The sequence below is a fragment of the Bradyrhizobium sp. SZCCHNRI3052 genome, assembly GCF_032484895.1.
Lineage (GTDB): Bacteria > Pseudomonadota > Alphaproteobacteria > Rhizobiales > Xanthobacteraceae > Bradyrhizobium.
The window spans coordinates 227,322-253,341 of sequence record NZ_JAUETW010000002.1 but is presented as its reverse complement, the minus strand read 5'-3'; the positions used below and the strand labels follow the sequence as shown (position 1 = coordinate 253,341).

General features: G+C 63.3%; 22 protein-coding genes. 6 read left to right on the top strand and 16 right to left on the bottom strand.

Features of this window, described 5'->3' with window-relative positions; genetic code table 11:
- Nucleotides 1-36: 36 nt before the first annotated feature.
- Nucleotides 37-1,014 (bottom strand): peptidase U32 family protein, encoded by a 978-nt coding sequence (locus QW887_RS06385; RefSeq protein WP_316172558.1) that lies wholly within the window; start codon nucleotides 1,012-1,014, stop codon nucleotides 37-39.
- Nucleotides 1,005-1,565 (bottom strand): SCP2 domain-containing protein, encoded by a 561-nt coding sequence (locus tag QW887_RS06380; protein WP_315750150.1) that lies wholly within the window; start codon nucleotides 1,563-1,565, stop codon nucleotides 1,005-1,007. Before QW887_RS06380 ends, QW887_RS06385 begins: the two co-directional genes overlap by 10 nt.
- 101 nt (nucleotides 1,566-1,666) lie before the next feature.
- Here QW887_RS06380 and QW887_RS06375 point away from each other — a divergent pair, with 101 nt between their 5' ends.
- Nucleotides 1,667-3,193, top strand: coding sequence for a UbiD family decarboxylase (locus tag QW887_RS06375; protein WP_316194274.1), 1,527 nt, complete (start codon nucleotides 1,667-1,669; stop codon nucleotides 3,191-3,193).
- A complete protein-coding gene (locus QW887_RS06370) occupies nucleotides 3,190-3,822 on the top strand; it encodes a UbiX family flavin prenyltransferase (protein ID WP_316194273.1) in 633 nt (210 codons plus the stop codon). The genes QW887_RS06375 and QW887_RS06370 overlap by 4 nt, the downstream gene beginning before the upstream one ends.
- 166 nt (nucleotides 3,823-3,988) lie before the next feature.
- On the opposite strand, the gene QW887_RS06365 is transcribed toward QW887_RS06370, so the two are convergent.
- From QW887_RS06365 to QW887_RS06350, 4 genes are all read right to left on the bottom strand, one after another.
- Nucleotides 3,989-4,303: a metal-sulfur cluster assembly factor gene (locus QW887_RS06365; protein WP_316194272.1), complete on the bottom strand. Its 315-nt coding sequence runs from the start codon at nucleotides 4,301-4,303 to the stop codon at nucleotides 3,989-3,991.
- The gene (locus tag QW887_RS06360; protein ID WP_315750146.1) at nucleotides 4,300-4,809 is read right to left on the bottom strand and encodes a DUF2249 domain-containing protein; all 510 of its coding nucleotides are present in this window, start codon (nucleotides 4,807-4,809) and stop codon (nucleotides 4,300-4,302) included. The genes QW887_RS06365 and QW887_RS06360 overlap by 4 nt, the downstream gene beginning before the upstream one ends.
- 10 nt (nucleotides 4,810-4,819) lie before the next feature.
- Nucleotides 4,820-6,157 carry a hypothetical protein gene (locus tag QW887_RS06355; protein ID WP_316174905.1) on the bottom strand — a complete coding sequence of 446 codons (1,338 nt, stop codon included), beginning with the start codon at nucleotides 6,155-6,157 and terminating at the stop codon, nucleotides 4,820-4,822.
- Between the two features lie 335 nt (nucleotides 6,158-6,492).
- The gene (locus QW887_RS06350) at nucleotides 6,493-7,128 is read right to left on the bottom strand and encodes a DUF2478 domain-containing protein (RefSeq protein ID WP_316194271.1); all 636 of its coding nucleotides are present in this window, start codon (nucleotides 7,126-7,128) and stop codon (nucleotides 6,493-6,495) included.
- A gap of 57 nt (nucleotides 7,129-7,185) precedes the next feature.
- Between QW887_RS06350 and QW887_RS06345 the strand changes: the two genes are divergently transcribed.
- Entirely contained in the window at nucleotides 7,186-8,385 is a 1,200-nt protein-coding gene (locus tag QW887_RS06345; RefSeq protein WP_315714240.1) for an IS256 family transposase, read from the top strand.
- Nucleotides 8,386-8,572: 187 nt separating this feature from the next.
- On the opposite strand, the gene QW887_RS06340 is transcribed toward QW887_RS06345, so the two are convergent.
- The 7 genes from QW887_RS06340 to QW887_RS06310 are packed head-to-tail and all read right to left on the bottom strand — an operon-like array spanning nucleotide 8,573 to nucleotide 19,173.
- The gene (locus QW887_RS06340; RefSeq protein WP_315714238.1) at nucleotides 8,573-8,866 is read right to left on the bottom strand and encodes a hypothetical protein; all 294 of its coding nucleotides are present in this window, start codon (nucleotides 8,864-8,866) and stop codon (nucleotides 8,573-8,575) included.
- Nucleotides 8,867-8,876: 10 nt separating this feature from the next.
- Nucleotides 8,877-9,701 (bottom strand): peptidylprolyl isomerase, encoded by an 825-nt coding sequence (locus QW887_RS06335; RefSeq protein ID WP_315714237.1) that lies wholly within the window; start codon nucleotides 9,699-9,701, stop codon nucleotides 8,877-8,879.
- Between the two features lie 3 nt (nucleotides 9,702-9,704).
- Nucleotides 9,705-10,427: a respiratory nitrate reductase subunit gamma gene (gene narI / locus QW887_RS06330; protein WP_315714236.1), complete on the bottom strand. Its 723-nt coding sequence runs from the start codon at nucleotides 10,425-10,427 to the stop codon at nucleotides 9,705-9,707.
- A gap of 10 nt (nucleotides 10,428-10,437) precedes the next feature.
- The gene (gene narJ, locus QW887_RS06325) at nucleotides 10,438-11,148 is read right to left on the bottom strand and encodes a nitrate reductase molybdenum cofactor assembly chaperone (RefSeq protein WP_315714235.1); all 711 of its coding nucleotides are present in this window, start codon (nucleotides 11,146-11,148) and stop codon (nucleotides 10,438-10,440) included.
- Nucleotides 11,148-12,668 (bottom strand): nitrate reductase subunit beta, encoded by a 1,521-nt coding sequence (gene narH, locus QW887_RS06320; protein ID WP_315714234.1) that lies wholly within the window; start codon nucleotides 12,666-12,668, stop codon nucleotides 11,148-11,150. The genes narJ and narH overlap by 1 nt, the downstream gene beginning before the upstream one ends.
- Complete coding sequence (locus tag QW887_RS06315) at nucleotides 12,665-16,417, bottom strand: nitrate reductase subunit alpha (protein ID WP_316194269.1); 3,753 nt, start codon at nucleotides 16,415-16,417, stop codon at nucleotides 12,665-12,667. The genes narH and QW887_RS06315 overlap by 4 nt, the downstream gene beginning before the upstream one ends.
- Before the next feature lie 11 nt (nucleotides 16,418-16,428).
- Nucleotides 16,429-19,173, bottom strand: a complete 2,745-nt coding sequence (locus QW887_RS06310; RefSeq protein WP_315750138.1) for an MFS transporter — start codon at nucleotides 19,171-19,173, stop codon at nucleotides 16,429-16,431.
- Nucleotides 19,174-19,370: 197 nt separating this feature from the next.
- On the opposite strand from QW887_RS06310, the gene QW887_RS06305 reads away from it, so the two are divergent.
- Nucleotides 19,371-20,069 (top strand): helix-turn-helix domain-containing protein, encoded by a 699-nt coding sequence (locus QW887_RS06305; RefSeq protein ID WP_315714231.1) that lies wholly within the window; start codon nucleotides 19,371-19,373, stop codon nucleotides 20,067-20,069.
- Nucleotides 20,070-20,749: 680 nt separating this feature from the next.
- Here the strand turns inward: QW887_RS06305 and QW887_RS06300 are convergent.
- Nucleotides 20,750-21,259, bottom strand: a complete 510-nt coding sequence (locus QW887_RS06300; RefSeq protein WP_315714230.1) for a helix-turn-helix domain-containing protein — start codon at nucleotides 21,257-21,259, stop codon at nucleotides 20,750-20,752.
- 159 nt (nucleotides 21,260-21,418) lie between these two features.
- On the opposite strand from QW887_RS06300, the gene QW887_RS06295 reads away from it, so the two are divergent.
- Both QW887_RS06295 and QW887_RS06290 read left to right on the top strand, forming a co-directional pair.
- Entirely contained in the window at nucleotides 21,419-22,201 is a 783-nt protein-coding gene (locus QW887_RS06295) for an SDR family oxidoreductase (protein ID WP_315714229.1), read from the top strand.
- A 124-nt stretch (nucleotides 22,202-22,325) separates the two neighbouring features.
- The gene (locus tag QW887_RS06290; RefSeq protein WP_316166543.1) at nucleotides 22,326-23,261 is read left to right on the top strand and encodes an alpha/beta hydrolase; all 936 of its coding nucleotides are present in this window, start codon (nucleotides 22,326-22,328) and stop codon (nucleotides 23,259-23,261) included.
- Nucleotides 23,262-23,417: 156 nt separating this feature from the next.
- Here QW887_RS06290 and QW887_RS06285 read toward each other — a convergent pair whose 3' ends face one another.
- On the bottom strand, nucleotides 23,418-23,906 hold the full coding sequence (locus tag QW887_RS06285) for a MaoC family dehydratase (RefSeq protein WP_315714227.1): 489 nt from the start codon (nucleotides 23,904-23,906) through the stop codon (nucleotides 23,418-23,420).
- Between the two features lie 235 nt (nucleotides 23,907-24,141).
- Nucleotides 24,142-25,962 carry an AMP-binding protein gene (locus QW887_RS06280; protein ID WP_315714226.1) on the bottom strand — a complete coding sequence of 607 codons (1,821 nt, stop codon included), beginning with the start codon at nucleotides 25,960-25,962 and terminating at the stop codon, nucleotides 24,142-24,144.
- Nucleotides 25,963-26,020: the final 58 nt, after the last annotated feature.

Here is a 26,020-nt window from a genome sequence, read left to right as displayed (position 1 = left end):
TCGGCCTGCGCCTTGTTCCGCCATTGTCATGTGGTCCTAGCGCCAGGTCTTGCGGTAGGCGCCCTGCGTGGTGGCCTGCCCTTCAGTGAACGGCGTGAGGTCGGACGCGTCGGCGGACCGGCCGGCATCGAGCGCTGCCAGCACGCTGCGGAAATGCCGCACGACCCCGTCGACATAGGCGCGGCCGCGCTGGCGGCCCTCGATCTTGAGCGCGGTGACGCCGGCTTCGCGCAAGCCTGCGAGCAGGGTCGTGGCATCGAGGCTGACCGGATCCTCAAAGATGTAGCCAGAGCCCTGTGCGGTCGAGAAACGCCCCTTGCACAGCGTTGGATAGCCGGCAGGTTCGTTGCGTCCGAATCGGTTGATTGTGAAAGCACCAAGCCGCGAGGTCGTGCCCAGTATCGTCTCCTGATAGACGACATGACTGGCCGGCGAGCATACCCCCTGCATGTTCGGCGACTTGCCGGTGGCGTAGGAGGACAGCGAGCAGCGCCCCTCGGCCATAACGCATAGTCCGCCAAACACGAACACTTCGGTCTCGCATGCCGTCTCACGGGTGATCTCGGCGATCTCGGGTACGCTCAGCACGCGCGGCAGCACCACGCGGCGGGCGCCGAAATTCTCGACATAGAACGCGATCGCGTCGACATTCGCCGCCGCCGCCTGCACCGAGACATGCAGTCGCTGTTCGGGATGGCGCCGCGCGGCATAGTGCATCAGCCCGACATCGGCAAGGATCAGCGCGTCGGCCCCGGCCTCGACGGCATCGTCGACCGCGCGACGCCACAGCTCGACGGCGCCGGCGCGCGGGAAGGTGTTGATCGCAACCAGCACCTTGGCGCCGCGCCGATGCGCGAACGTTACTCCTTCGCGCATCTGCTCGCGGCTGAAATTCAGCCCGGGAAAGTTGCGGGCATTGGTCTCGTCGGCGAAGCCGCAATAGACGGCATCGGCACCGGCTTCGACCGCGCTCTTCAGCGCCGCCGGCGTCCCTGCCGGACAGATCAGCTCCATCGTCGCATCCCGCTTTCGTTCGTCGTTGATCTCAGCAGCGAGTCACGCGCGGCCGCCAGCAGGCGTTGCGCGGGCACGCCGAACGGCCCCGAAAGCGCCGCGATCTCGCCGACCAGATCCAGACCGGCATCATCGATCGCGTTGCGCAGCGCCAGCACCGCCTCGATATCGCCTTCGATCACGAGCTGACGCGAAAACATCAGCGCATCGCCATCGAGCCGGCCCTCGACCAGCGCCAGCAGGCTCACGATCGACGCAGAGATGGAGGCATCGAGGCCGGTGGGCAGCTCGCGCACCGCCGCGAGTTGCGGCTGCTGTGGACCCGCCTGAATCACGAATGCGAACGGCAGATCGGTCGGCTTGATGCCAAAGCGCTTTCCGCGATGCGACCCGAGCCGGTCGAGCAGATGCGGATGCCGGCGCAAGAGCCCACGCAGGAAAGCGCCGAGCGCGATCTGCAGGGGCAGCAACGGCAACGGACGCAGCACCTGCCTGAGCAGTGGCGGCAACAGGGGCAGTGAGGTCGAAGACGCGTCCTGAAGAGAGCTCATGGCACAAGCTCTGGCCGGATCGGCGGCGGAAGTATTTGACCCGGAACAAAGATCACACTGATTGTTCCAGCTACGAGGCGTTTTTTGAACGGAGCCTATCGTTGCGACGTGATGTCCCTCGCTTCCGCGAGCTGTCGGATTTCCTGCGCTTTCTCGACGAGCGGGGACAGCTGCGACGCATTCGCGACAACGTCTCGGTCGTCCACGAGATCACCGAGATCCATCGCCGCGTCATCTCCGCCGAAGGGCCCGTGCTGCTGTTCGAACGGCCGATCAAGGCATGCGGATCGCTCTCGGCAATGCCGCTCGTCACCAATCTTTTCGGCACCGTGGAGCGGGTGGCCTGGGGCATGGGCGTGCAGCCGGAACGATTGGCGGAGCTCGGCGAGATGATGGCGGAGTTGCGCGCCCCGCAGCCGCCGCGCGACATCAGGGAAGCGCTGCAGAAGCTGCCGCTGGCACGCGCAGCACTGTCGACCCGGCCGAGGCTGCGATCAGCCGCGCCGGTGCATGAACGTGTCACGATGGGCGATGACATCGACCTGACCACCTTGCCGGCCCAGATCTGCTGGCCGGACGAGCCGGCGCCCCTGTTGACGTGGCCGCTCGTCATCACCGTGCCGCCGGACGCGTCCGCCGGCGAGCAGGAAAATGTCGGCGTCTACCGCATGCAGGTGCTCGGCCGCGATCGCGCCATCATGCGCTGGCTCGCCCATCGCGGCGGCGCCCGCCACCACCAGCAGTGGCAGGCGCAGGGGCGCGACATGCCGATTGCGATCGTGATCGGGGCCGATCCCGCCACCATCCTCAGCGCGGTGTTGCCATTGCCCGAGACCATCTCCGAGCTGCGCTTCGCTGGCATCCTGCGCGGCGACCGTCCCGAGCTGGTCGAATGCCTGACCGTGCCCCTGACGGTGCCGGCGGCCGCCGAGATCGTGATCGAGGGCATCGTGTCGGCCACGGAGACCGCCCCGGAGGGGCCCTACGGCGATCACACCGGCTACTACAACGCCGTCGAGAGCTTTCCGGTGCTTCAGGTCACCGCGATCACCACGCGTCGAAGTCCGCTCTATCTGTCGACGTTCACGGGACGCGCGCCGGACGAGCCGTCTCGAATTGGCGAGGCGCTGAACACGCTGTTCGTCCCCTTGATCCGACGACAATTCCCGGAGGTCGTCGACTGCTATCTGCCGCCGGAGGCCTGTTCCTACAGGATCGCCGTGGTGGCGATCAAAAAGCGCTATCCGGGCCAGGCAAGGCGCATCATGCTCGGCCTGTGGTCGATGCTGCCGCAGTTCAGCTACACCAAGCTCCTCATCGTGGTCGACCAAGACATCGACGTCCGAGACTGGCGCGCGGTGATGTGGGCCGTCGCGACGCGCAGCGACTCCTCGCGCGACCTCGTGCCGCTTGCCAACACGCCGATCGACTATCTCGACTTCGCCTCGCCAAAATCCGGCCTCGGCGGGAAGCTCGGCATCGACGCCACGACCAAGCTCGGGGTCGAGACCGAACGCCCCTGGGGCGAGGTGCTGGCGATGGACCCTGCTGTAGCCGCGCGCATCGACGCGATGTGGCCGAGCCTCGGCCTCGGCGACTCCATAGCCGACCGAACGGCCTCGACATGAACGGGCGGCATCACGTCATCGTCGGCATCAGCGGCGCCTCGGGCGCCGCGATCGGTGCGCGCATCGTCGAACGGCTCGCGGAGCAGCCGCAATGCGCGGTCCATCTCGTGGTGTCCGACGCTGCCGTGCGCACCTTGCACGAGGAGGTCGGCCAGGGTGGCCTCGCGCGGCTGCGCGATCTCGCGGCGCATGCTCATGATGTCGCCGACATCGGTGCGAGCATCGCCAGCGGCTCGTTTTCTGCAGCCGGCATGATCGTGGCGCCCTGCTCGATCCGCACCCTCTCGGCGATCGCCTGGGGCCAGCTCGACAACCTGCTGGTCCGCGCCGCCGACGTTCAACTCAAGGAGCGCCGCCGGCTGATACTGTTGGTGCGGGAGAGCCCGCTGCATCTCGGTCATCTCCGAGCGATGACGCAGGCCACCGAGATCGGCGCGATCATCGCGCCGCCAATGCCGGCGTTCTACCTGAAGCCCCAGTCGCTCGATGACGTCATCGAGCAGATCGCCTGTCGCGCGATCAACCTGCTCGGCGTCCCCGGGCTCCACGCCAACGCGCGGGAGTGGCTTCCGGACCGGACGACCGAAGCAGGCAACCTTGTTGAGATAGGGAAGCAAGACAGGCAATAGGATTTGAAGACGGAACACGATAGACGCACTCGGGCGATGGGCCGAAGGCGTCCACGGCGGTTGACGTGTTCTTCGACGAGCGGGCGTAACGACGCCGCCTCTCCGTGCTGCCGCGCACCTAGACTGTTCCTGGCCGAGCCGCTGCCAGCTTTTCGCTTTCGTTCGGTCAATTGACGTTGTCGAAACCCAGCGCAGCACGAACGGCCGGATCAATTCTGGATGGGGTCCACGGCGGATCGAATGTCATGGTCACGTCCACGGCTTCGACGCCCGCAATCTCCGCAATGCTGCTTGCGACCCCTTCCTTGAGAAAACCTGTTGCGGGGCACCCGGGCGTTGTGGCCGTCATCGTGACATGCACGACGCCATCCGTCGCCGCGATCTCATAGATGAAGCCGAGATCGACCACGTTTTCCCCCAGTTCCGGATCGATGACCACGCGCATTGCGTCGCGGATGCGGTCGATGACATCGCGGCTCATAGCGGAGCCCTCACCGACAGTTCGTAGGTCGATCCATCCGCCGTAAACCCGCCGAGCCAGCGAAAGCCGCGCTTCTCAAGTTCAGGGAACAGGAAGACCGGCTCACGGCCCAGAAGTGCCGACAAGGTCTCTCCTGGGCCCAACTCCTCCGCTGCCGCGAGGATACGCACCATCGGCTCGGGTGGGTCGAGCTCTCGGTTGTCGAGCGTGACTACGGGATCTGGCCATTGCTCGAATGCGAGGCCGGCACCAGCGTCTTCCTGACCGGCGTCCTCGGCAGCCAGCGGCGAAAACAGCACTTCCCAGTCGCCACCGTCGAGCGGTCGATCGGTGTGGGCGAAGCCCTTTCTTGCCATGACGGAGAGCAGCGGAACCGGCCTGAAGCTCGCGATCAGCCGCACACCCTGGCCTGGCGCCAGCCGGTCGACCGCGTCCATGATGATGGAGAACGGTTCGCCTCCGGCCCTGAGAATCGGTCGGACGTCGACGTCAATGTACGCGGTCATGGCTCTCCTCCTAGTTTCTGGCGAACAACAGGCTTGGCGCGATGGCTCCGGCCGGAAGCCTACGGGAGCCCGCAACATCGGAAAGACGTCGGACTCGCACAAGCTCGTGTATGATTCCAATACTGCCCACGGCCATGACCGCCGCGGCGCCGCGAAACGCCTGGCCCTCGCCCATCATCAACATGATGGTCGCCGCCCAGACGCCTAGAAAATAGATGATGAACCACTTCTCGGACCGACGTTCCACCGCCAGGTCCTGAACCCGTGGCGTCGGGGCGCGCCCCATCACGGGACCGTAGGTTTCGAGCCAGGTCAGAAAGGCGACAATCTTGTAGAGCTTCGCGAATATGAGACCAGACAGCCAGCCGAACACGGCCAAGAACGCGAACGCGCCGACATGAACGCCGACCTTTCCGCTGACGATGATGACGGTGCCGAGCGTCACCGTCGCCGCCAGGTTGGCGAAAGACACGGTTGCCATCCGCATGTTCAACTCGAGCTGGCGCCGTTTGCGCGAGCGATAGATCGTCGCGATGTCCCGTCCATAGAGCGCAAGCGAGATCACCCCAAGAACGGCGGCGACGATGAGCACGGCTCCGAGCCCGGCCTCGAGGCCGATCGCGAACAATCCGCCCACGACAGCGACCGATAGCGCGAGCGCACCAAATTTCAGCGCGGATGTGCTCTGTCGCTCGCCGAGGTCCGCCGAGAGCATGAACATGGCCAGCAGGCGATAGCTCACCCCCATGGCGGTCAGGGTCAGCCAGCCTCCCAGCCCGGCAATCGCATGGATCGGAATCGCCGCGGCCAGGAGCGCGTCGCCGTAGGCGCCCGCCGATCCGGCGAGAGCAAACGCGAACGCGACGCCGAGCGCGACAGTTGCGCATAACGCGCCAAGTCCGGCGATGACAAAGAGAGCAGATCCCTTCGGCTGGCTGACGAGAGTCAGGCCCAGATCGAGCGCGACCATCGCCAGACCCGCGCCGAGCACCACGCTGCCGGCCGGCAGAAGCCAAACGGCTGGAGCAATTCGTCCGGCCAGTGAGAGGAAGCCCAATATCAAGCAGACCAGACCGACGTTGATGAGGAACAAGGCCGGCAAGGCCCATTTGTCGAAGGGGAGCGGCCTTGCGACGAGAACGGGAACGAACTGGAACAAGGCGCCGCATACCGAGAGACTGAGCCAACCGATACAGACCGCATGCACAACGACAAGCGTATCGGGAGCGCCGAGCTCTGCGGCGGGGTAACCGAGTCCGCCGACCAGCATTGCCAAGGCAACGAGCAGCCACCCCAGCGCTGCCGCGAAATAGCTCATCGTCCAGCGCGAGATCTTCGCCCCAATCATGAGCGGCTCCAGTTGTTGATCGCGGACGCAGCACTCGCCACGACGATGCGCCATTCGGCAGTTGCCGTGGCGCCCGGAGGAACGCAGCCAAGGGGGCGCGAACAATGAGCTTGCGCCATACAATCCCCGGCGATCGGAAAGATGCTAAACCGGCGCGACCGGCCATTCTTTGTCGGAGCGCAACATTCCGTGTCATCAGCGTCGTGATGACCACTCCAGATCGACCGGCGGGTTTCCTGTCTCGTCGAGGAACATCCATGTCAGCCGGCAGACATCTTCGACGGTCTGGCTTGGCAGTTCTGTGTCCCCGACCCCTCGATTGCTCGCAATCGCAATCAGCGCAGCTGGCTCGCTGAGTCTATGGTTCGATCCTGCCGAACACTTTCCAGCCACCGCTCCACGTCTCCGCGGGCTTCGAGCTCAACCCCCATATCTCCGGCGAAACCTCTCCAGGCATCGATATTGCTGCGCGGCACGCCGACAATCGTCGGTATCGCAAGGTCCAACGCGCGGGCGATCAGATCAAGCGTTCCGCCTCCCCCGCACTCTGCCTTACCAAATTTGTTCAACACCAGGATGTTTGGACGCGCATCCAGGCTGGCGAGGACCCGAACTGTCACCTCTGCAAGCGCCGATTCATCCAGCCGGCAACCTCTCGCTCCCGATCCACGATCCTCGAAGATCGGGGTTTGATTTGCCGTGTCGATCTCCTCGAGCAGGACGTCGCACCTGCGATTTTCGTCGAGGAACAGCCTTCGCTGCAGTGCGCCGGCGACCTTCAATCGCGCTCGACGCGAGTGATCCACGAGGTGATCGAACGTCTCGTAGGGATATTTCCCGTCGTCGTATACGAGCGCCACCAGCGGCGCGGGGTCGTGTCCCCGGAGGTGGTGTAGCTCGGTGGAGCAAAGCCGCCCGGACGCGCGCTCCCAAATAGCGCCGTAGCGGGCGGGCGGCTTTGCGGTGGTCACCGGCAGTTCTCCGGTAGGATCGGGTTGCGACACGCCAACGCAACCGAGGAACCACCGATGACCGAAGACATGATGAACCTGCGCACGCTGGTAGAGAAGACCCCGGACGCCGATCTGCTGCGCGAGATGATCGGCTTTGCGGCCCAGCGCCTGATGGAGCTGGAGGTCGAGAGCCAGACCGGGGCTGCCTATGGCGAGAAGAGCCCCGAACGTCTGGCCCAGCGCAATGGCTACCGCGACCGGATCTGGGAGACCCGCGCCGGTGCGGTGGAGCTGCGCATCCCAAAGCTGCGCAAGGGCTCCTATTTCCCCGGCTTCCTGGAGCCGCGGCGCATGGCCGAGAAGGCGCTCACCGCCGTGGTTCAGGAGGCTTACGTTCAGGGCGTCTCGACCCGTTCGGTCGACGATCTGGTGCAGGCGATGGGCATGACCGGCATCTCCAAGAGCCAGGTCAGTCGGTTGTGCGGCGAGATCGACGACAAAGTGAAGGCCTTCCTCGGCCGTCCAATCGAGGGTGACTGGCCCTATCTTTGGATCGACGCCACCTATGTGAAGGTGCGCCAGCAGGGGCGCATCGTCTCCGTCGCGGTGATCGTTGCAGTCGGCGTCAACAGCGACGGCCGGCGCGAGGTTCTCGGCATGGACATCGGGCCGTCCGAGGCCGAGACGTTCTGGACCGCCTTCCTGCGCAAGCTGGCCCGCCGCGGCTTGCGCGGCGTCAAGCTGGTGGTGTCCGACGCCCACGAGGGCATCAAGGCCACCGTGACCAAGGTGCTCAACGCCAGCTGGCAACGCTGCCGCGTCCACTTCATGCGGAACGTGCTGGCTCATGCCGGCAAGAGCGGACGGCGCGTGGTCTCCGCCTTCATCGCCACGGCCTTTGCCCAGGACGATGCCGAGGCCGCTCGCACCCAATGGCGCAAGGTCGCCGATCAGCTCCGTCCCAAGCTGCCCAAGCTTGCCGGCTTCCTCGACGAGGCCGAGACCGACGTGCTTGCCTACATGACGTTCCCGCCGCAGCATCGGACCAAGTTGCACTCCACCAATCCGATCGAACGCCTCAACGGCGAGATCAAACGGCGCACCGAGGTGGTCGGCATCTTCCCCAATGAGGACGCTATCGTCCGCCTCATCGGAGCTGTCCTGCTCGAACAGAACGATGAATGGGCGGTCCAACGCGCCCGCTACATGACGCTGGAAACCATCGCGCCATTGAGCGATGATCCGAACGTCAGCCTCACGGCTATCGCCAGCTGACAGGCCCGGCTCCAGCCGGCGAACGCGGTGGGCCGCCAGCTACACCACGCTTGGGGACACGATCCGGCGCGGCCGCAACGCCGACTTTCTCTACCATCTCATCGTGCATGCGAATCCCAACATCAATTTGACGCTTCGACATTTTTGACCCGCCCCTCCAGCACGGATAGCCTGCGGTGGATCCGTTCTAGGAGAGCTCGATTTCATCCCTCTGCAGCGACCAATTGATCATGGACGTCAGACAGACGATCGCGGGGTCGGCGGCGCGGTCGATAGCGCTCATCAACCCGAGCCAATCCTCGTTCTCTGCGAGATTTGCAAAGCGCCGGACAGCAGCCGACGCATACTCACCGACATCCTCGCCGAGGCGATCCGCGACAGAGCTGATGCGCACCAGGAGCGTGAGGTCGCCGCACCCCTGCAACACCGCACTCGACTTCGCGTCGTCACTGAGATCGTGAATGAGATCCCCGAGCAGCATGATCGCCCCCCTACTGCGGCAGTACCGATTGCGGCGCCGGCAACGTCACGCCAACGATCTCCGCGCGGTCTGCCAGCTTGGCTACATATTGCGCGAGCGCCTGATGCCGCACACGCTCGGTGAGATATTGCGAAATGCGCGCCCTTGCCATGTCGAACGGCAGGACTTGTCCGAGGGCCCGTCGGTCGAGGCGCACGACATGGATACCAAAGCGTGTCTCAATCAGACCGACCTCTCCAACCGACATCCGGACCAGCGCGGCGTCGAACTCTGCGGTCGTCTGCCCACGCGACAGCTGCCCGAGCCTGCCACCATTCTCCGCCGAGACCCTGCAATCGGAGCGATCGCGCGCGATGGTCTCGAACAGTTCCGGGCTTCTCTGCACGGCCTCCACGATCGTCCGCCCCTCGTCTCGCGCAGCCGACCGAGCCAGCGAATCGCTGCTCGGCGCGATCAGCAGGATGTGAGACGCTTCGTAGAGTTCTCCGACCAGGAACCGCTGCCTGTTCTGATCGTAGAAGCGACGGCACGTCGATTCGTCCGGCTCGTGTATCAGAACCTCACGCGCGATCAGCGCCCGCATCGCCGCCTCTTCCTCGGTTTCGCTGCGACCTTCGGCATCGCGCAGAGGAGCGGCCGTTATGCCGAGCCGCATGACCTCCTGTCTCAGCAATTCGCGCACCGCAAGCGCGCGCGCCGCCGCTTGCCAGGCGAGGATCGGCTTGTCCGACGGATGGTTCTGAACTTCCCGGGCAATGACGTCGCGTTCGATCACGACCCCGTTCACACTGACCAGCTTCGGCTTTGGAAGCGCCGCGCCCAATGAACAGTCCATCGGCTACTCCGCGGGCTGAATTGGTTGCACAAGATGACGGCGCCCGTCGCGGCTGCGCACCACCTGATAGCCGCGGCGGCCGAGATACCACACCGGCGCACTCCAGATGTGGACAAGGCGGGTGAAGGGGAAGAGCAGGAAGATAGTCATTCCCAGGACCAGATGCGCCTTGAAGATCGGATGGACGTCGACGATGTTGGCGGCGATTCCGGGCTGCAACGTGAGAATGCCCTGCGCCCAGGCCATGAACTTGACCATTTCATGACCATCGAGATGACCGAGCGACACGGGGATGGTCGCCAAGCCAAGCAGCAGCTGGACGAACAGCACCAGAAGGATACCCGTGTCAGCAAAAGACGACGTCGCCCGAATCCTGGGATCGAAAAGCCTGCGATGCGCGAGGAGTGAAATGCCGACCAGACACATCAGTCCGGCGCCGCCACCGGCGACGATCGCGAGCATCTGCTTGAAGCCGTGGGACACGCCGAGCATGTCAAACACCCAGATCGGCGTCAGCAGCCCGACGAAATGACCCGCAAAAATGAAGAGGATCCCAACATGGAAAAGGTTCGAGCCCCAGATCAATTGGCGCCGCCGAAGCAGCTGACTCGAGCCTGAGCGCCACGTGTATTGCTCGCGGTCGAATCGAATCAGACTGCCGACCAGAAAGACTGTCAGGCAGAGATAGGGATACCAGCCGAAGACGATGGCATTGAGTGTTTGCATGGCCAATCCCTCATTGCAACTGTGACGGCGGCGCGTTGACCGCACGTTTGGCGTGGCGCAGTTTTGCGATCAGATTGTCGTGCCCACAGGCTGCCTGGTCGCCCCCTCCCGGGCCGAACCTGACCTCTTCATCCTCCCAGGCCGCGTCGAGCGCGTGCAGGTCCATCGGATCCACGTCCGCCGCCTTCAGCAGCTCATCGACGATCTCCGCGCGGGGCTGCTCCGCGGCGATCTGGAGCAGCGCATCGAACACCGCCCTATAGCTCGACTGCCGACGCCCCAGTCGTTCCGCGAGCGCGGCGATGATGTGGCTGGTCTGGCCAAGCAACTCGCGCGCGTCCGAAATCTCCCGGGTGGCGAGAAATTCGAGGAACAGCGGCAGATAATCCGGCAGCTCGTTGCCGGCGATGACGAGGTTCGCTCGGTCATACATGGCCCGCAGGTCGACCATGGCCTGGCCGCGGTCGCGGCCTTCGCCATGAACGTGCTCGAACAGATGCAGCGCCAGGGTCTTGCTGCGGTCGAACAGCAAGCCGTAGCGCTCCTGCAGGTCGTAGACGTCGCCCGTGGCGATCTCCTGCAGCAGCACATCGAGCTCCCGGCGAATGCCAGGCTGGACGAGGCCTTCCTGGTCGAGCACCCGCGCGAGCTCCGGGATGGCCGTGATCAATTCCCCGCTCGGATAGTTCAGCAATGCCGACAGCACCTTGAACGTCTTCATCAGGCGACCTCCATCGGGTTCTTGGCCTTACGCGGCGATCCGAACAGGTTGACTTCGCTTTCGCCCCCGGAGCAGCCGTTGCCGAACGAGAAGCCGCAGGAGCCGCGGATATCAAACGCGTCGGCACCGAGCTCGCGGTGCGCGGTCGGGATCACGAAGCGGTCCTCGTAGTTGGCGATCGCCATGATGTGGTACATGTCGTCGATCTGCGGGCCGCTCAGGCCGACGCGCCTTGCGATCGCCTCGTCGACCACGCCGTCGATGGTCTTGGCCCGCATATAGGCACGCATGGCCAGCATTCGCTCGAGCGCCAGCGTCACCGGCTTCTCGTCGCCCGCAGTCAGCAGATTGGCGAGGTACCGCATCGGAATGCGCAAGGATTTGACGTCGGGCATCTCGCCATCGTGCCCGATCTTGCCGGACGAGGCCGCCGACGTGATCGGCGACAGCGGCGGCACATACCAGACCATCGGCAGGGTCCGATATTCCGGGTGCAAGGGGAAGGCGACCTTCCATTCCATCGCCATCTTCCAGATCGGCGACCGTATCGCCGCCTCCAGCCATGCATGAGGGATGCCCTGGCGCTCGGCTTCCGCAAGCACGTTCGGATCGCTCGGATCGAGAAAGATGTCGAGCTGGGCCTGGTAGAGATCGCCCTCGTCGGGCTTGGCCGCGGCCTCTGCGATACGGTCCGCGTCATACAACACGACACCGAGATAGCGAATGCGCCCGACACAGGTCTCGGAGCACACGGTCGGCTGCCCTGCCTCGATCCGAGGATAGCAGAAGATGCACTTCTCCGATTTTCCCGAGGACCAGTTATAATAGATCTTCTTGTATGGACAGCCGGAGACGCACATTCTCCAGCCGCGGCACTTGTCCTGATCGATGAGGACGATGCCGTCCTCCTCACGCTTGTAGATCGCGCCGGACGGGCAGGATGCGACGCATGCCGGATTGAGGCAATGCTCGCACAGCCGCGGCAGATACATCATGAAGGTGTTCTCGAACTGGCCGTAGATCTCCTTCTGCACGCCGTCGAAATTGATGTCATGAGAGCGCTTGGCGAATTCGCCGCCCAGGATCTCTTCCCAGTTCGGTCCCCACTCGATCTTTTCCATCCGCTCTCCAGACACCAGCGAGCGCGGCCGTGCCGTCGGCATCGCAGATGCCTCGGGCGCACTTTGCAGGTGCTGATAGTCGAAGGTGAACGGCTCGTAGTAGTCATCGATCTCGGGGAGGTCGGGATTGGCGAAGATATTCGCCAGAACCCGCCACTTGCCGCCGATCCGCGGCTGGATCGACCCGTCGCGATTGCGCGACCAGCCTCCCTTCCAGCGGGACTGGTTCTCCCAATCCTTGGGATAGCCAACGCCCGGTTTGGTCTCGACATTGTTGAACCACGCGTATTCCATCCCCTCGCGGCTGGTCCAGACGTTCTTGCAGGTCACGCTGCAGGTGTGGCAGCCGATGCACTTGTCGAGATTGAGCACCATTGCGATCTGAGCACGGATCTTCATTCTGCAGCCTCCGAGGGGGTCGTGGCCGACCGGTCAGCAGTCGGCTGGTCCAGCCAATCAATCTTCGACATCTTCCGGACGATGACGAACTCGTCGCGGTTGGCGCCGACCGTGCCGTAGTAGTTGAAGCCATAGGCCTGCTGAGCGTAGCCCCCGATCATGTGCGTCGGCTTCGGAACGACACGCGTGACCGAATTGTGGATGCCGCCGCGCTGCCCCGTCTGCTCGGAGCCCGGCACGTTCACGATCTTCTCCTGAGCATGATACATCATGCACATGCCCTGCTTGACCCGCTGCGAGACCACGGCGCGCGCAACCAGCGCGCCATTGGTGTTGTAGGCCTCGATCCAGTCATTGTCGGCGATACCGGCACCCTTTGCGTCGATCTCGCTGATCCACACGATGGGACCGCCGCGCGACAGGGTCAGCATCAGGAGATTGTCGGTATAGGTGGAGTGGATGCCCCACTTCTGATGGGGCGTAATGAAGTTCAGGATGACGGACGCATTGCCGTTCGGCTTGCGATCGATCACCGGCTTGACGGTCTTGGTATCGATCGGCGGCCGATAGACGCAGAAGCCCTCGCCGAAGGCCCTCATCCATAGGTGATCCTGATAGAGCTGCTGCCTGCCGGTCAGTGTCCGCCAGGGGATCAGCTCGTGGACATTGGTGTAGCCGGCGTTGTAGCAGACCTTCTCCGACTCGAGCCCCGACCAGATCGGCGACGAGATGATCTTGCGCGGCTGCGCGACGACGTCGCGGAATCGGATCTTCTCGTCCTCCTTCGGAATGGCGAGATGAGCATGGTCGCGGCCGGTGAATTGCTCCAGGGACGACCACGCCTTGACCGCGACCTCGCCATTGGTTTCCGGCGCCAGGCTGAGGATCACCTCGCAAGCGTCGACCGCACTGTCGATGCGAGCCAGCCCCCGGGTCGGCCCGTCGTCGGCGACGACGCCGTTGAGACGCTTCAGGAGCTCGACCTCATGGTCGGTGTTCCAGGCCATCCCCTTGCCGCCATTGCCGAGCTTGTTCATCAACGGTCCAAGCGAGGTGAAGCGCTTGTAGAGATTCGGATAATCACGTTCGACCACGGTGACTGCTGGCATGGTCTTGCCGGGGATCGGATCGATCTCGCCCTGCTTCCAGTCCTTGACGTCGAACGCCTGCGCGATTTCGCCCGGACTGTCATGCATGATCGGCGTCAGCACGACGTCCTTCTCGACCCCGAGCACTTCGGGCGCGACCCTGGAGAAGGCCTCGGCGATCCCCTTGTAGATGTCCCAATCGCTGCGCGATTCCCACACCGGATCGATCGCCGCCGAGAGCGGATGGATGAATGGATGCATGTCGGACGTATTGAGGTCGTTCTTCTCGTACCAAGTGGCCGTCGGCAGCACGACGTCCGAATACATGCACGTGGTCGACATCCGGAAGTCGAGCGTGACCAGCAGATCGAGCTTTCCTTCCGGGGCCTCTTCGTGCCAAGCGACCTCGACCGGTCTATTGTGGCCCTGGTCGCCGAGATCCTTGCCGATCACGCCATGCTTGGTGCCGAGCAGATGCTTGAGGAAGTATTCGTGGCCCTTGCCTGAGGCGCCGAGCAGATTGGAGCGCCAGACGAACAGGTTGCGGGGCCAGTTCTTCGGATGGTCGGGATCCTCGCAGGCGAGCTTCAGCTCGCCCGACTTCAAGGCCTTCGCGACGTAGTCCTTGGGCTCCAGGCCCGCGGCGGCGGAGCGCTTCGATACCTCGATCGGATTGGCCTGCAGTTGCGGCGCGGACGGCAGCCATCCCATGCGCTCCGCGCGGACATTGTAGTCGATCAGCGCTCCCTCCCAAGAACCGGCCGGTGCGGTCGGTGAGAGAATCTCGCTGACATTGACCGTCTCGTAGCGCCATTGGTCGGTGTGAGCGTAGAACGCCGAAGTCGAATTCATCTGCCTCGGCGGGCGCCCCCAATCGAGCGCAAAGGCGAGCGGCGTCCAGCCCGACTGCGGCCGCAGCTTTTCCTGCCCCACATAATGCGACCAGCCACCGCCGGACTGGCCGACACAGCCGCACATCACCAGCATGTTGATGATGCCGCGATAGTTCATGTCCATGTGGTACCAGTGGTTCAGACCGGCCCCGACGATGACCATCGAGCGCCCCCGGGTCTTGGACGCGTTCGAGGCAAACTCGCGGGCAACCGCGATGATCTGGCCGCGCGGCACGCCGCAGATCGCCTCGGCCCATGCCGGAGTGTACGGTTCCAGATCGTCGTAGCTCCTGCCGAGGTGGTCGCCGCCGAAGCCGCGATCGACGCCATAATTGGCGGCGAACAGATCGAACACAGTGGCCACGACCGCCTCGCCATCGGCAAGACGAAGTCGCTTCACCGGCACGTTGCGGGTCAGCACATCCGGATGATTGGTGCCGCTGAAGTGATCGTGCTGACGGTTGCCGAAATAGGGGAATCCCACCGGTGCGATGTCGTCCTCGATGCCGGCCAGAGACAGCCGCAGCCGGGTGTCGTTGTTCGCCGAGCTCTTCTCTTCCAGGCTCCACTTGCCTTTTTCGCCCCAGCGGAAGCCGACCGATCCCTTGGGCACGACAATGGCCCCGCTGATCTCATCATAGGCGACGGTCTTCCATTCGGGATTGTTGGCCTCGTCGAGAGATGTGGCGAAATCCGAGGCGCGCACGAACCGCTCAGGAACGAGCCGTCCCTCGGATTTCACCAGCCGCACCAGAAATGGCATATCCGTATACTGGCGCACATAGTCGTTGAAGTACGGCGTCTGCCGGTCGATGTGAAACTCCTTGAGGATCACGTGACCCATCGCCATCGCGAGCGCCGCGTCGGTGCCCTGCTTCGGCGACAGCCAGAGATCGGCGAATTTCGCAGCCTCGGAATAATCCGGGCAGACAACGACGCTCTTGGTCCCCTTGTAGCGTACCTCCGTGTAGAAGTGCGCATCCGGCGTACGCGTCTGTGGCACGTTGGAGCCCCACAGCATCAGGAAGCCTGAATTGTACCAGTCCGCGCTTTCAGGTACGTCGGTCTGCTCGCCCCAGGTCTGTGGCGAGGCCGGCGGCAGGTCGCAATACCAATCGTAGAACGACATGCAGACGCCGCCGAGCAGCGACAGATAGCGCGCGCCGGCCGCGTAGCTCACCATGGACATCGCCGGGATCGGCGAAAATCCGAACACGCGGTCCGGACCATGGGCTCTGACCGTATAGGCATTGGCTGCCGCGATCAGCTCATTGACCTCGGCCCAACTCGCCCGCACGAAGCCGCCCAGTCCGCGCTTCTGCACATAGTCCGAGCGCTTGCCCGGATTCTCGACGATCGACTTCCAGGCTGCGACCGGCGTCATCCGCGCTCGCGCCTCGCGCCACAGCCTGAGCAGCCGCGAGCGCACCAGCGGATATTTCACCCGGTTTCCGGAATAGAGGTACCAGCTGTAGCTCGCGCCGCGTGCGCAGCCGCGCGGCTCATGATTGGGAAGATCAGGGCGCGTCCGGGGGTAGTCGGTCTGCTGGGTCTCCCAGGTGACGATGCCGCCCTTGACGTAGACCTTCCACGAGCAGGAGCCGGTGCAGTTCACGCCGTGCGTCGAGCGCACGATCTTGTCGTGCTGCCAGCGCTTGCGATAGCCCTCCTCCCAGGAACGGTCCTCGGTCGTCGTCACGCCGTGTCCGCCTGCGAACTCCTTCTTGGCCCGGGTGAAGAAGGTCAGCCTATCGAGAAAATGGCTCATCTTTTACGTCCTCATTCAGCGGGTTGGGCAGCGGCCGCGATCGCCCGGCGCCGTTCGACATCGTGCAGGACGCCGCCCTTGCGGGTGTAGACGGCCCAGGTGATCAGCACGCAGGTGACGTAGAAGCCGAAGAAGCCCCATAGGGCGGCTTGCACGCCGCCGGTGAGGTCGATCGAGGTGCCGTAGGATTTGGGAATGAAGAATGCGCCGAAGGCGGCAATCGCGGAGGTGAAGCCGGTGATGGCGGCGGATTCCTTTTCGGCCTGGCGCAGCCGCGTCTCCGCGTCCGCGGTCGGCATGAGCCGGGTCATTTCCTGGCGCATGATGTTGGGGATCATCTGGAAGGTCGACGCATTGCCGACGCCGGTCGCGAAGAACAGCAGCAGGAACATCGCGAAGAAGCCCCAGAATGCACCGGGCTGATCCTTGATGCCGAGGAAGTAGAGCACCCCGAGCACGCCGGCCATCATCAGCAGGAACACCCCGACGGTCACGCGCCCGCCGCCCCATTTGTCGGCCATCCAGCCCGTCGCGGACCGCGACAAGGCACCCACCAGCGGCCCGAGGAATGCGAACTGCAACGCGTCGACGGCCGGGAACTGGGTCTTCGCCAGCAGCGGGAAGCCCGCAGAATAGCCGATGAACGAGCCGAACGTGCCGGTGTAGAGCCAGCACATGATCCAGTTGTGCCGCCGCTGGAAGATGACGGCCTGATCAGCGAAGGACGCTTTCGCGGAGGCGATGTCGTTCATCCCGAACCAGGCGGCGAAAGCACTGGCGACGATGAACGGCACCCAGACGAAGCCGGCGTTCTGAAGCCAGATCGGCATCGGCTGCGACCCGCTCGTTGCCATCGCCGGATCTCCGCCGAACCAGCCGAACACGCCGACCGTGATGACGATTGGCACCACGAACTGGACCACGCTGACGCCGAGATTGCCGAGGCCGGCATTGAGCGCGAGCGCGTTGCCCTTCTCGGCGCGGGGAAAGAAGAAGGAGATGTTGGCCATCGACGAGGCGAAATTGCCGCCGCCAAAGCCGCACAACAGCGCCAGTATCAGGAACACCGGATAGGGCGTTGCGGGATTCTGCACCGCATAGCCGATTCCGATCGCGGGTATCAGCAGCGACCACGTGGCCAGCGTGGTCCACAGCCGGCCGCCGAAGATCGGCACCATGAAGGAGTAGAAGATGCGCAGAACTGCACCGGAGATCCCAGGCAGCGACGCCAGCCAGAACAGCTCATCGGTCGTGAACTTGAAGCCGACCGAAGGCAGCTTCGCAACCACGACAGACCAGACCTGCCAGACCGCGAAGGACAACAGCAGCGCCGGAATGGAGATCCAGAGATTGCGTCGCGCGATGGCTCGGCCCTGCTCCCTCCAGAACGTGTCGTCCTCAGGCCGCCAGTCGGTGAGAACCGCGCCGGATAGGGCTCCGATGTGCTCGGGCCGGTGGATCTCCTCCATTTCGGGCAGCTCCGGCAGCCGCTTCAGCGCCTCGCCGGCAACGCCGCGCTCCATCTGCCGGATCGAGAGATGCATCCAGACCAGCGCGACCCCGACGAGCAGGAAGAGCAGCATGAAGCAGCTGGTTCGCAGACCGGTGAGATCGACCAGCGCGCCGAACGCGATCGGGAGCACGAATCCGCCGAGCCCGCCGATCATGCCGACCAGGCCGCCGACGGCTCCGACATTGTTCGGATAGTAGACGGGGATGTGCTTGTAGACGGCGGCCTTGCCGAGCGCCATGAAGAAGCCGAGCACGAAGACGATGACGACGAACGGGACGAGCCCCATCTCCAGATGAAAGCCGACCTTTCCGTTGACGGTCGTCACGACGTAGTCCGTCGGCGGGTAGGACAACAGGAAGGTCGCCGCGACACCGACCAGAAATGTCCAGTACATCACGCGGCGGGCACCGAAGCGATCGGACAAGTGTCCGCCATAGGCGCGAAACACGCTGGCCGGAAACGAGAACATGGCGGCCATCATGCCGGCCGACTGGATTCCGACGCCGTAGACCTTGATCAGGTATTGCGGCAGCCACAGCGACAGCGCGACGAAGGCGCCGAAAACGAAGAAGTAGTACAGCGCGAAGCGCCAGACCTGGATGTTCTTGAGCGGCGCGAGCTCGAGCCAGGCGCTGCCGGCCTTCTGCTTGCGCTGCCTTCGCGAGCGGACCACCGGGTCCTCCTCGGAGAACAGCCAGAAGACGATCGCCATGACGCCGATCGCGAGCGCCCATATCTGGGCCACGGTCTGCCAGCCATAGGCGACCAGCACGAACGGCGCGACGAACTTGGTGACGGCGGCGCCCACATTGCCGGCGCCGAAGATTCCCAGCGCAGTGCCCTGCTTGGCCGTCGGATAGAACCGCGACACATAGGCGACGCCGACCGCGAACGAGCCACCGGCGATTCCTACGAAGAGCGCAGCGACGAGAAATTGCGGATAGGTATGCGCCCAGGTCAGGAGATAGGTCGCGACCGCCGCGGCGAGCATCACGACGGTGTAGACGCGGCGCCCGCCATACTGATCGGTCCAGATGCCGAGCATCAGCCGGATCAGCGAGCCGCTCAGGATCGGGGTGCCGATCAGGAGACCGAACTCGGTTTCGTTCAGATCCAGCTCTTGCTTGATCCGGATGCCGATGATCGAGAAGATCGTCCACACCGCAAAGCAGATCGTGAACGAGATTGTTGAGAGCCAGAGTGCTCGCGTTCGGTGCTCAGGGCTGAAATCTACGGCGTCCATGGTGGCCTCGACGTATGGCTTCGACGCCGCAGCAGTTATTCGGGGGACCATGAAAAGGTTTTGCGATGCATCAACCGGACGGTCCGGTCGGCCACAATCTGCCAAATGTCCCAGATCGAATTGTCAGACTGCACGTATACAATTGACTTTTGTCACAGTTCGGCGCGATAGCGGGTGAGTGACTCTTGGAGCTTCGCTTGCGCCCCGACGAACTCGCCCAGTTGAAGACGCTGCCGCTGTTTGCGGACCTCAGCGAGGAGAACCTGAAGCGGTTGCTCGGCGCGGCTCTGCTGCAGCAATTTCCGCCCGGGGTGCGGTTGGCTCGCGAGGGAGATCAGGCCGACTTCCTGCATGTGCTGATTGGCGGGTTGGTGGAAATCTACACCGAGCAGGACGAGGCCGAGTGGGGCATCTCACTGCTTCGTCCCGTGTCGACCTTCATACTTGCTGCAGTCGTGGTCGATCAGGCGTATCTCAATTCAGCCCGCACGCTGACGGAGTCGCGGGTGCTGCTGATCCCGGCCCGCGATGTAAGGGCACTCTTCGACGAAGACATCGCATTCGCACGGATTGTTGCTCAGGAGCTGGCGTATGCCTATCGCGCTTCTGTCAAGAAACTGAAGGGCACCCTGGCCCGGTCGAGCATCGAGCGCCTCGCCAACTGGATCCTCGCCGAAGCCCAGCGCGAACCGGGGCATGCGAATATCGTCATCCCATTCGACCGCGGCACGCTGGCCTCCCACATCGGCACGACGCGCGAAAACCTGTCACGCAGTCTTGCCCAACTTACGAGCCATGGGGTTCGCGTCCGCGGACGAGAGATCGTCATCGACCACAAGGAGCAGTTGGAGCTGTTTGCCCGGCCAAAGCCCCTGATCGACGATCCCGGCTCGTAGGCTTCTTTTGCGATCGGTCCTGCCCCTCTGTTGGGAACGGCAAATCAGCAGAGTACGGAAACGGTGCCGTCGATATAGTTCTTCTCCGCCGCACACCCACCCCGTGTGGCAGTCGCTGGGACGCCCCGAAACCGATCGGCCCTGGAACGTGCGGCCGGCAAAGCCGTGATCGCGGGCGATGCTGAGGAAAGCAAACCGGACCCGGTGGAAACGGTCACAGCCTCACCGCTTGGCGGAGAGGCGTATCCGAGCCGAATGAAGCGAGTGCAGGGAAAGGTGGTCGCGGGGGAGCGCTACCGCCTTTCCCCACAGCCGGCGGACCTACGATACTTCCTGCAATCCTACGCATACCGAGGCTCCTTGGTGCTGGCTCGGTCAGCACCTCATGCTGGACCATCGCTTCCGGCCTCGGACCCGCGTTCCAGGCGAGGCTCGGGCCGCCGTTGGATTTCTGCGCTAAGGGGTCCATGAAGCGTTCCGACATCGGCAGAGGTGATTGCGATGCGCACAGAAAGGTTTGGCGCCTACTAGACCGGAGCACCTTCAGGACCGCCTTTTGGCGATCTTCGGCGTTGCGCCCTCTTCGAGCACGTATCGAATTGACCGCCCGCTTCGCCAGCGAGGATCTGCGCGACGGCTTTGGACAGGCGATTATGACCGCGCTTTGGGAATTCCAGCTCTCAGGGCTCCGCGCCGAGGAACGCGCGGGTCGCCTGTAGGATTTCGTCCGACAGTTCTTCTGAATCGGAGATGCGCGCGAGCAACATCGCCCCAATCATCGCTGCCCAACTGCCGATCGCCGCGACACGCTTCTGGTGCGGATCGTCACCTGGCGCCGAGGCCATGAATTGTTCGATCTGCCGTCGCATCTCCTCGGTCAGGACGCGGCGTGTGGGCGCCGGCGCCCGCGACATCTCGGGCCCGAGCGCCGCGAAGACGCATCCCGCCCCCGCCGCATCCCGATGTTCTGGCCGCAGATACGCGCGGGCGAAGCCACGGACATCCGTCGGCAGCAGGGGTTGACGCCTGCTGGCCTCGAAAACGTCCGCCAGGGCCTCGGTCACGAGCTCCTGTTTGCTCGCAAAGTGCCTTGGAAAGCCGCCGTGCGTCAGCCCCGCTGCGTCCATGATCTCGGCGACGGTAACACCGTCAATTCCCTTTTCCCGGAACAACTTAGCGGCCGAGTTCACGATCGCCCGCCTGCTCTCCGCCTTCTGCTCCCGGCTTCTCGCCAAAATAAATCTCCCTCAGTTCAAAAAATGTAGATGACAAACATCATCTTTGCAAGTAGATGATGATTGTCATCTACATTTTGGGGACAGATTGGCCCCTCCCACGGAGAAGAAGACATGTCCACTGCACTCATTACTGGCGCCTCCAGCGGCATCGGCGCCGTCTATGCGCGGCGCCTCGCCGCGCGCGGCCATGACCTCGTCCTCGTCGCTCGCGCGACGGAGCGAATGGCGGCCCTGGCTGCGGAACTGCGCAAGGCGCACGGGATTGCCGTCGAAGTCCTGACAGCGGATTTGACGGATGCCGCGCAGCTGCAAATGGTGGCGAACCGGCTCCATTCGGGCAGCCCAGTCGAGATTCTGGTCAACAACGCTGGCGCGGCGCTGCTCGGCCCGTTCGAGGCGGCGGATCCCGCCGCCATGGAGCAACTGCTCAAGCTCAATGTGACTGCGCCGACGCTGCTGGCTTCGGCGGCGATCGGGGGCATGGTGAAACGCGGAAGCGGCGCCATCATCAATCTCGGTTCGGTGGTGTCGTTCATGCCCGCGTTTTTTCCGGGGATTTATTCGGCGACCAAGTCTTACGTGCTCACGTTCTCGCAGGGGCTGGCGGCCGAGGTCGGGCCCAAGGGCGTCTACGTCCAGGCCGTGGTACCGGCGGCAACCAGGACCGAAATCTGGGAACGGGCGGGTGCCGATCTCTCGAAAATTCCCAATCTCATGGGCGTCGAGGACCTGGTCGACGCGGCGCTGGTCGGCTTCGATCGCCGCGAAGCCGTGACGATACCGCCCCTTTCGGACCTGGGCCTCTGGGAGGCGTTCGAGGGCGCACGAGCGGTTCTGCCCTCAGGTTTGGGTGCGCAGCCCGCCGAGCGCTACCGCGCGCGCGCCAGCGCCTAGTCACAACGCTCCGATCGGCCGGCGATACCGGCCGATCGGTACTCCCGCTCCTCATCTCGAAACGCGTAGCCATCCCTTCGATCCAGCGTGCAGCCTCAATGCTGCCTCATCAGGAATTGCGGACATGAACTCTCAATCTCGTCGCACGATGATCACCGCCGGAGCGCTGGGCGCTGCGGCACTTGCGCTACCGCTGAAGGCGCAGGCCGCCGCCAGTTCGGCGACCGCCTCCACCCAGTTCGTCGACGTTGGCGGACGCCGCCTCGCCTATCGATCCGTCGGCACGGGCAAGCCGCTGGTCCTGTGCAACCGTTTTCGAGGCGTCCTCGATCTTTGGGATCCCGCCTTCATCGACGGATTGGCCGCTCAGGGCTTTCAGGTCGTAACCTTCGACTATTCAGGTCTCGGCCAGTCGACTGGCGAAAAATCCTACAATCCGATGTCGCTCGCGAAGGATGGTAAGGATCTCATCGAGGCACTCGGCCTCAAGGACGTCGCGATCGGTGGATGGTCGATCGGTGGGATCGCCGCGCAGATCTTGCTGGCAATGACCGGGCCGATGGCAACTCATGTGGTTCTGTTGGCCACGACACCTCCGGGCCCGCTGGTCAAGACGGGCGAACAACTCTTCTATGATACCGCGGCAATCCCCGGCATCGCATTGGAGCAGTTCACGACTGTGTTCTTCGAACCTGCGGACGCAGGCAGCCGGGCGGCTTCAAAGCGCTCGTTCGATCGCATCATGGCGCGAAAGAAAGACCGCAGCCCCGACGTTCCGGCCGACTGGGCCATGGCGCAGATCGGCAACACGCCGCGTAACCCGGTGTTTCCATCAGACCAGATTTTGCAGCTCTTGAAGACGACGTCGGTTCCGATCCTGCACCTGGGAGCCGACCACGACATCGTGTTCCCGATCGAGAACTGGTATGCGTTGAATCGACAGCTGCCGACCCTTCATCTGATCACCTATGCGCGAGCCGGGCACGGGCCGCATCATCAATATCCGGACGAGGCTTCCGCCCAAATCGGCGCTTTCATCAAGGCCACCAGCAAGGGCTGAACATCTTCGAGGGCGCGGAGCGAGGGGCAGTTGGACAAAAGAGATAACCGCTAACTGCTCCCTCTCTTCCGCGGCAGACCTTGCGAGCAGAGCATAATGTTCGCGGCTCTTCTTTGCTATGTCGACCGGACGCAGGTGGAAAGTATCCGCGGCAAATTAGACGACGACTGCTTCGGCGAAATAGGCCACTCCGAGCCATTCGGCGATCAACGCGGGTTTTTGCGCCCCCTCGATCTCAACAGAGACCTCCAACTTGGTGGCCACCTCCTTCGGATTGCGAGCCGTCATATCCAGAAGTTTGAATCTGGCCCGCACCCGACCTCCGGATCGTACGGCGGACACAAATCGTATCCTGTCGAAACCATAGTTGACCGCCATGACTCTCCCCGAAAGCTTCGGAAGCGCGTCAAACGCCATCGGCGCAAGCAAAGAAAGCGTCAGGAAGCCGTGAGCGACGGTTCCGGCAAACGGCGTCTCGGCGGCCTTCACCGGATCTATGTGGATGAATTGCCAATCCTCCGTAATGTCGGCGAATTGGTCGATGCGAGATTGGTCAATCTCGAACCAGCGTGACACGCCGACCTCCTTGCCCACCATTGCCGCATATTCCTTCGGCGAAATGTCAGGCAGGCTCGATCCTTTCATTGCCCTCTTCCTCGTTAGAGACCGATGATTTATTCCGCGTGAGCCGAGTCTGCGCCGCACCGACCATCGGCTCTCCTCTGATGAGGTCGACTGTCCGGCGCCGACGAGCGTCTCAACTTCAGCCGATGGCTTCGCCGCGACGACAACGTCTGAGATGGACGGACCTTGCTCAGAGCCGGTTCAGCGCCACCTCGGACCTTCACTTCCAGGAGCACTCCTTGCGAAGTTGGGGCACTCAGATGAAGGTCACATCTTCAGCAGGTGACCCGGCATACAATTCCTCAACGCTATGCGCTCGGTGGCCGAGTACAGCCCGCTGATTTACATAGGCCTTGTCGGTGATTTCACCAGCGGCAAGCGACGGAAGCTCCTTCAGCAACTTGAATGAGCGGATTCGTTCGCTGCTTCCGACTGTTTCGTTGTGTGCCCGAAAGCACTCTCTCAGGAATGCCAGCACGCCTGGATCTCGCTCGAGATCGCCAACGGGCGCGGAGGCGTGTTGTTTGGCTTGGCTGGGATTTAGCCAGGCGAGAACCGCGCATTGGTCCCGGTTTTCGCCCGCAATGACGACGTCCTGAAGAACGCCACGCGTTGCGCCCAGGATGGTCGCCCTGAGGTTCCCGACAACCACCCAGGTCCCGTTCGTGAGCTTGAAGTTTTCGGAAAGACGTCCCGTGAATCTCAATCCGAGATGCGGCTGCTTCGGATCGAGGAAAGCCACGGTGTCTCCGACCCGGTAGTAGCCCTCCTCGTCGAATGCACTTTCCGTGAGATCGGATCTGCCGAAGTATCCCGGCGTGACGTTCGGCCCCTTTACGCGAACCTCGTAACTGTCTCCCGCAGGCAGCAACTTGAGCCTGAGACCAGGTCCAGGAAGGCCGACCTCTCCCGGTTCCTCGGTGGCCCAGTGCGTCGTGCTGATCGTTGGCGCCGTTTCGGTCGTGCCGTACCCAGACATGACGGGAATGCGGCGGCCGGTCGCACGCAATGACAGGTCATAGAGCTTGTCCAGTGTGGACTGCGGAATTGCCGCTCCGGCGTAGGTCATTCGCTCCATGCGGTTGAAGAATGTATTTCTGAAATGCTCGTCCGCTTCGAGAACATCACACAGGAGCGTGTAGCCGCCGGGCACGTTGAACATCGCTGTGGGGAAAATTTCCCTCAGGTTGGCGACGGTCTTATGGAAGAGTTGCGGGACGGGGCGTCCGTCGTCGATGTAGAGCGTCCCCCCATTCTTCAGGGTGCCCTGCAGAATGACATTGCCCCCCATCGTGTGATGCCAGGGCAACCACTCGACCTGAACCGGAGCTTGGTTTGCCGGCGCCAGCAGACTGCCCATTTCGAGGGCGCATGCCATCATGCGATGCGTGTTGATGACGCCCTTCGGCAGGCCGGTCGAGCCCGACGTGAACAGAATTTTTGCGATGGCGTCACGATCGAGGTTTCCGAACCGCCGCTGAAACTCCGAGGTTGGTCGTCCCTCGTACAGGGCCTCAAGCGGCAGAAGCCCGTCGGATCCACCGCATGCGATCCAAGTCGCCTCCTCCAGCCCACTAACTGATCGGGCTGCCGCAAAGGCGCTGCCGTCCTGGACGAATACAAATGATGGCTTGAGCAGCCGAGCGATGTCCGTCAAGCGGGACAGCCCGCCCGGCATCAATGTATAGTTGGGCGAAATGGGAGCGACGGCCATCCCGATCGACATGGCCGCGAACATGACGATTGCATGCTCGATCGAATTCCCGGAGAGAATTGCAATCCTGTCGCCCGGCTGAGCTCCGCGATCGATCAACCCCTGACCTACGGACTGAGTCCGTAGCCACATCTGCCGATACGATATCTTTTGCCACCCGGCAGCTTCGCGTTGCGCCAGAAAGACGCGATCGGGCTCCTGCATCGCCCATACGGGTAGAAAGTCGGTGACCGACCAGCTCGGCTCGACGAAGTTGATCGGCGACCTCAGGATGAGGCTTCCATCGGGATGCGCTTCGATACTGACCTCGCGTGGAGCGAAGTTGACGTCAGACGTGGCGCGCGCGGCAACATTCGTCGTCATGGATTTCCTCCGCTCCCATTCACGAGCGACTTGAACACTCTGCAATTTGCTCGCCTTC

Coding starts and splice junctions, on each gene's coding strand:
- QW887_RS06290 (WP_316166543.1), top strand. CDS start 22,326: ATGAACTCTCAATCTCGTCGCACGATGATCACCGCCGGAGCGCTGGGC.
- QW887_RS06310 (WP_315750138.1), bottom strand. CDS start 19,173: ATGGACGCCGTAGATTTCAGCCCTGAGCACCGAACGCGAGCACTCTGG.
- QW887_RS06335 (WP_315714237.1), bottom strand. CDS start 9,701: ATGGACTGTTCATTGGGCGCGGCGCTTCCAAAGCCGAAGCTGGTCAGT.
- QW887_RS06285 (WP_315714227.1), bottom strand. CDS start 23,906: ATGAAAGGATCGAGCCTGCCTGACATTTCGCCGAAGGAATATGCGGCA.
- QW887_RS06345 (WP_315714240.1), top strand. CDS start 7,186: ATGACCGAAGACATGATGAACCTGCGCACGCTGGTAGAGAAGACCCCG.
- QW887_RS06360 (WP_315750146.1), bottom strand. CDS start 4,809: ATGACCGCGTACATTGACGTCGACGTCCGACCGATTCTCAGGGCCGGA.
- QW887_RS06385 (WP_316172558.1), bottom strand. CDS start 1,014: ATGGAGCTGATCTGTCCGGCAGGGACGCCGGCGGCGCTGAAGAGCGCG.
- QW887_RS06295 (WP_315714229.1), top strand. CDS start 21,419: ATGTCCACTGCACTCATTACTGGCGCCTCCAGCGGCATCGGCGCCGTC.
- QW887_RS06315 (WP_316194269.1), bottom strand. CDS start 16,417: ATGAGCCATTTTCTCGATAGGCTGACCTTCTTCACCCGGGCCAAGAAG.
- QW887_RS06365 (WP_316194272.1), bottom strand. CDS start 4,303: ATGAGCCGCGATGTCATCGACCGCATCCGCGACGCAATGCGCGTGGTC.
- QW887_RS06380 (WP_315750150.1), bottom strand. CDS start 1,565: ATGAGCTCTCTTCAGGACGCGTCTTCGACCTCACTGCCCCTGTTGCCG.
- narH (WP_315714234.1), bottom strand. CDS start 12,668: ATGAAGATCCGTGCTCAGATCGCAATGGTGCTCAATCTCGACAAGTGC.
- QW887_RS06280 (WP_315714226.1), bottom strand. CDS start 25,962: ATGACGACGAATGTTGCCGCGCGCGCCACGTCTGACGTCAACTTCGCT.
- QW887_RS06355 (WP_316174905.1), bottom strand. CDS start 6,157: ATGATTGGGGCGAAGATCTCGCGCTGGACGATGAGCTATTTCGCGGCA.
- QW887_RS06340 (WP_315714238.1), bottom strand. CDS start 8,866: ATGCTGCTCGGGGATCTCATTCACGATCTCAGTGACGACGCGAAGTCG.
- narJ (WP_315714235.1), bottom strand. CDS start 11,148: ATGAAGACGTTCAAGGTGCTGTCGGCATTGCTGAACTATCCGAGCGGG.
- narI (WP_315714236.1), bottom strand. CDS start 10,427: ATGCAAACACTCAATGCCATCGTCTTCGGCTGGTATCCCTATCTCTGC.
- QW887_RS06370 (WP_316194273.1), top strand. CDS start 3,190: ATGAACGGGCGGCATCACGTCATCGTCGGCATCAGCGGCGCCTCGGGC.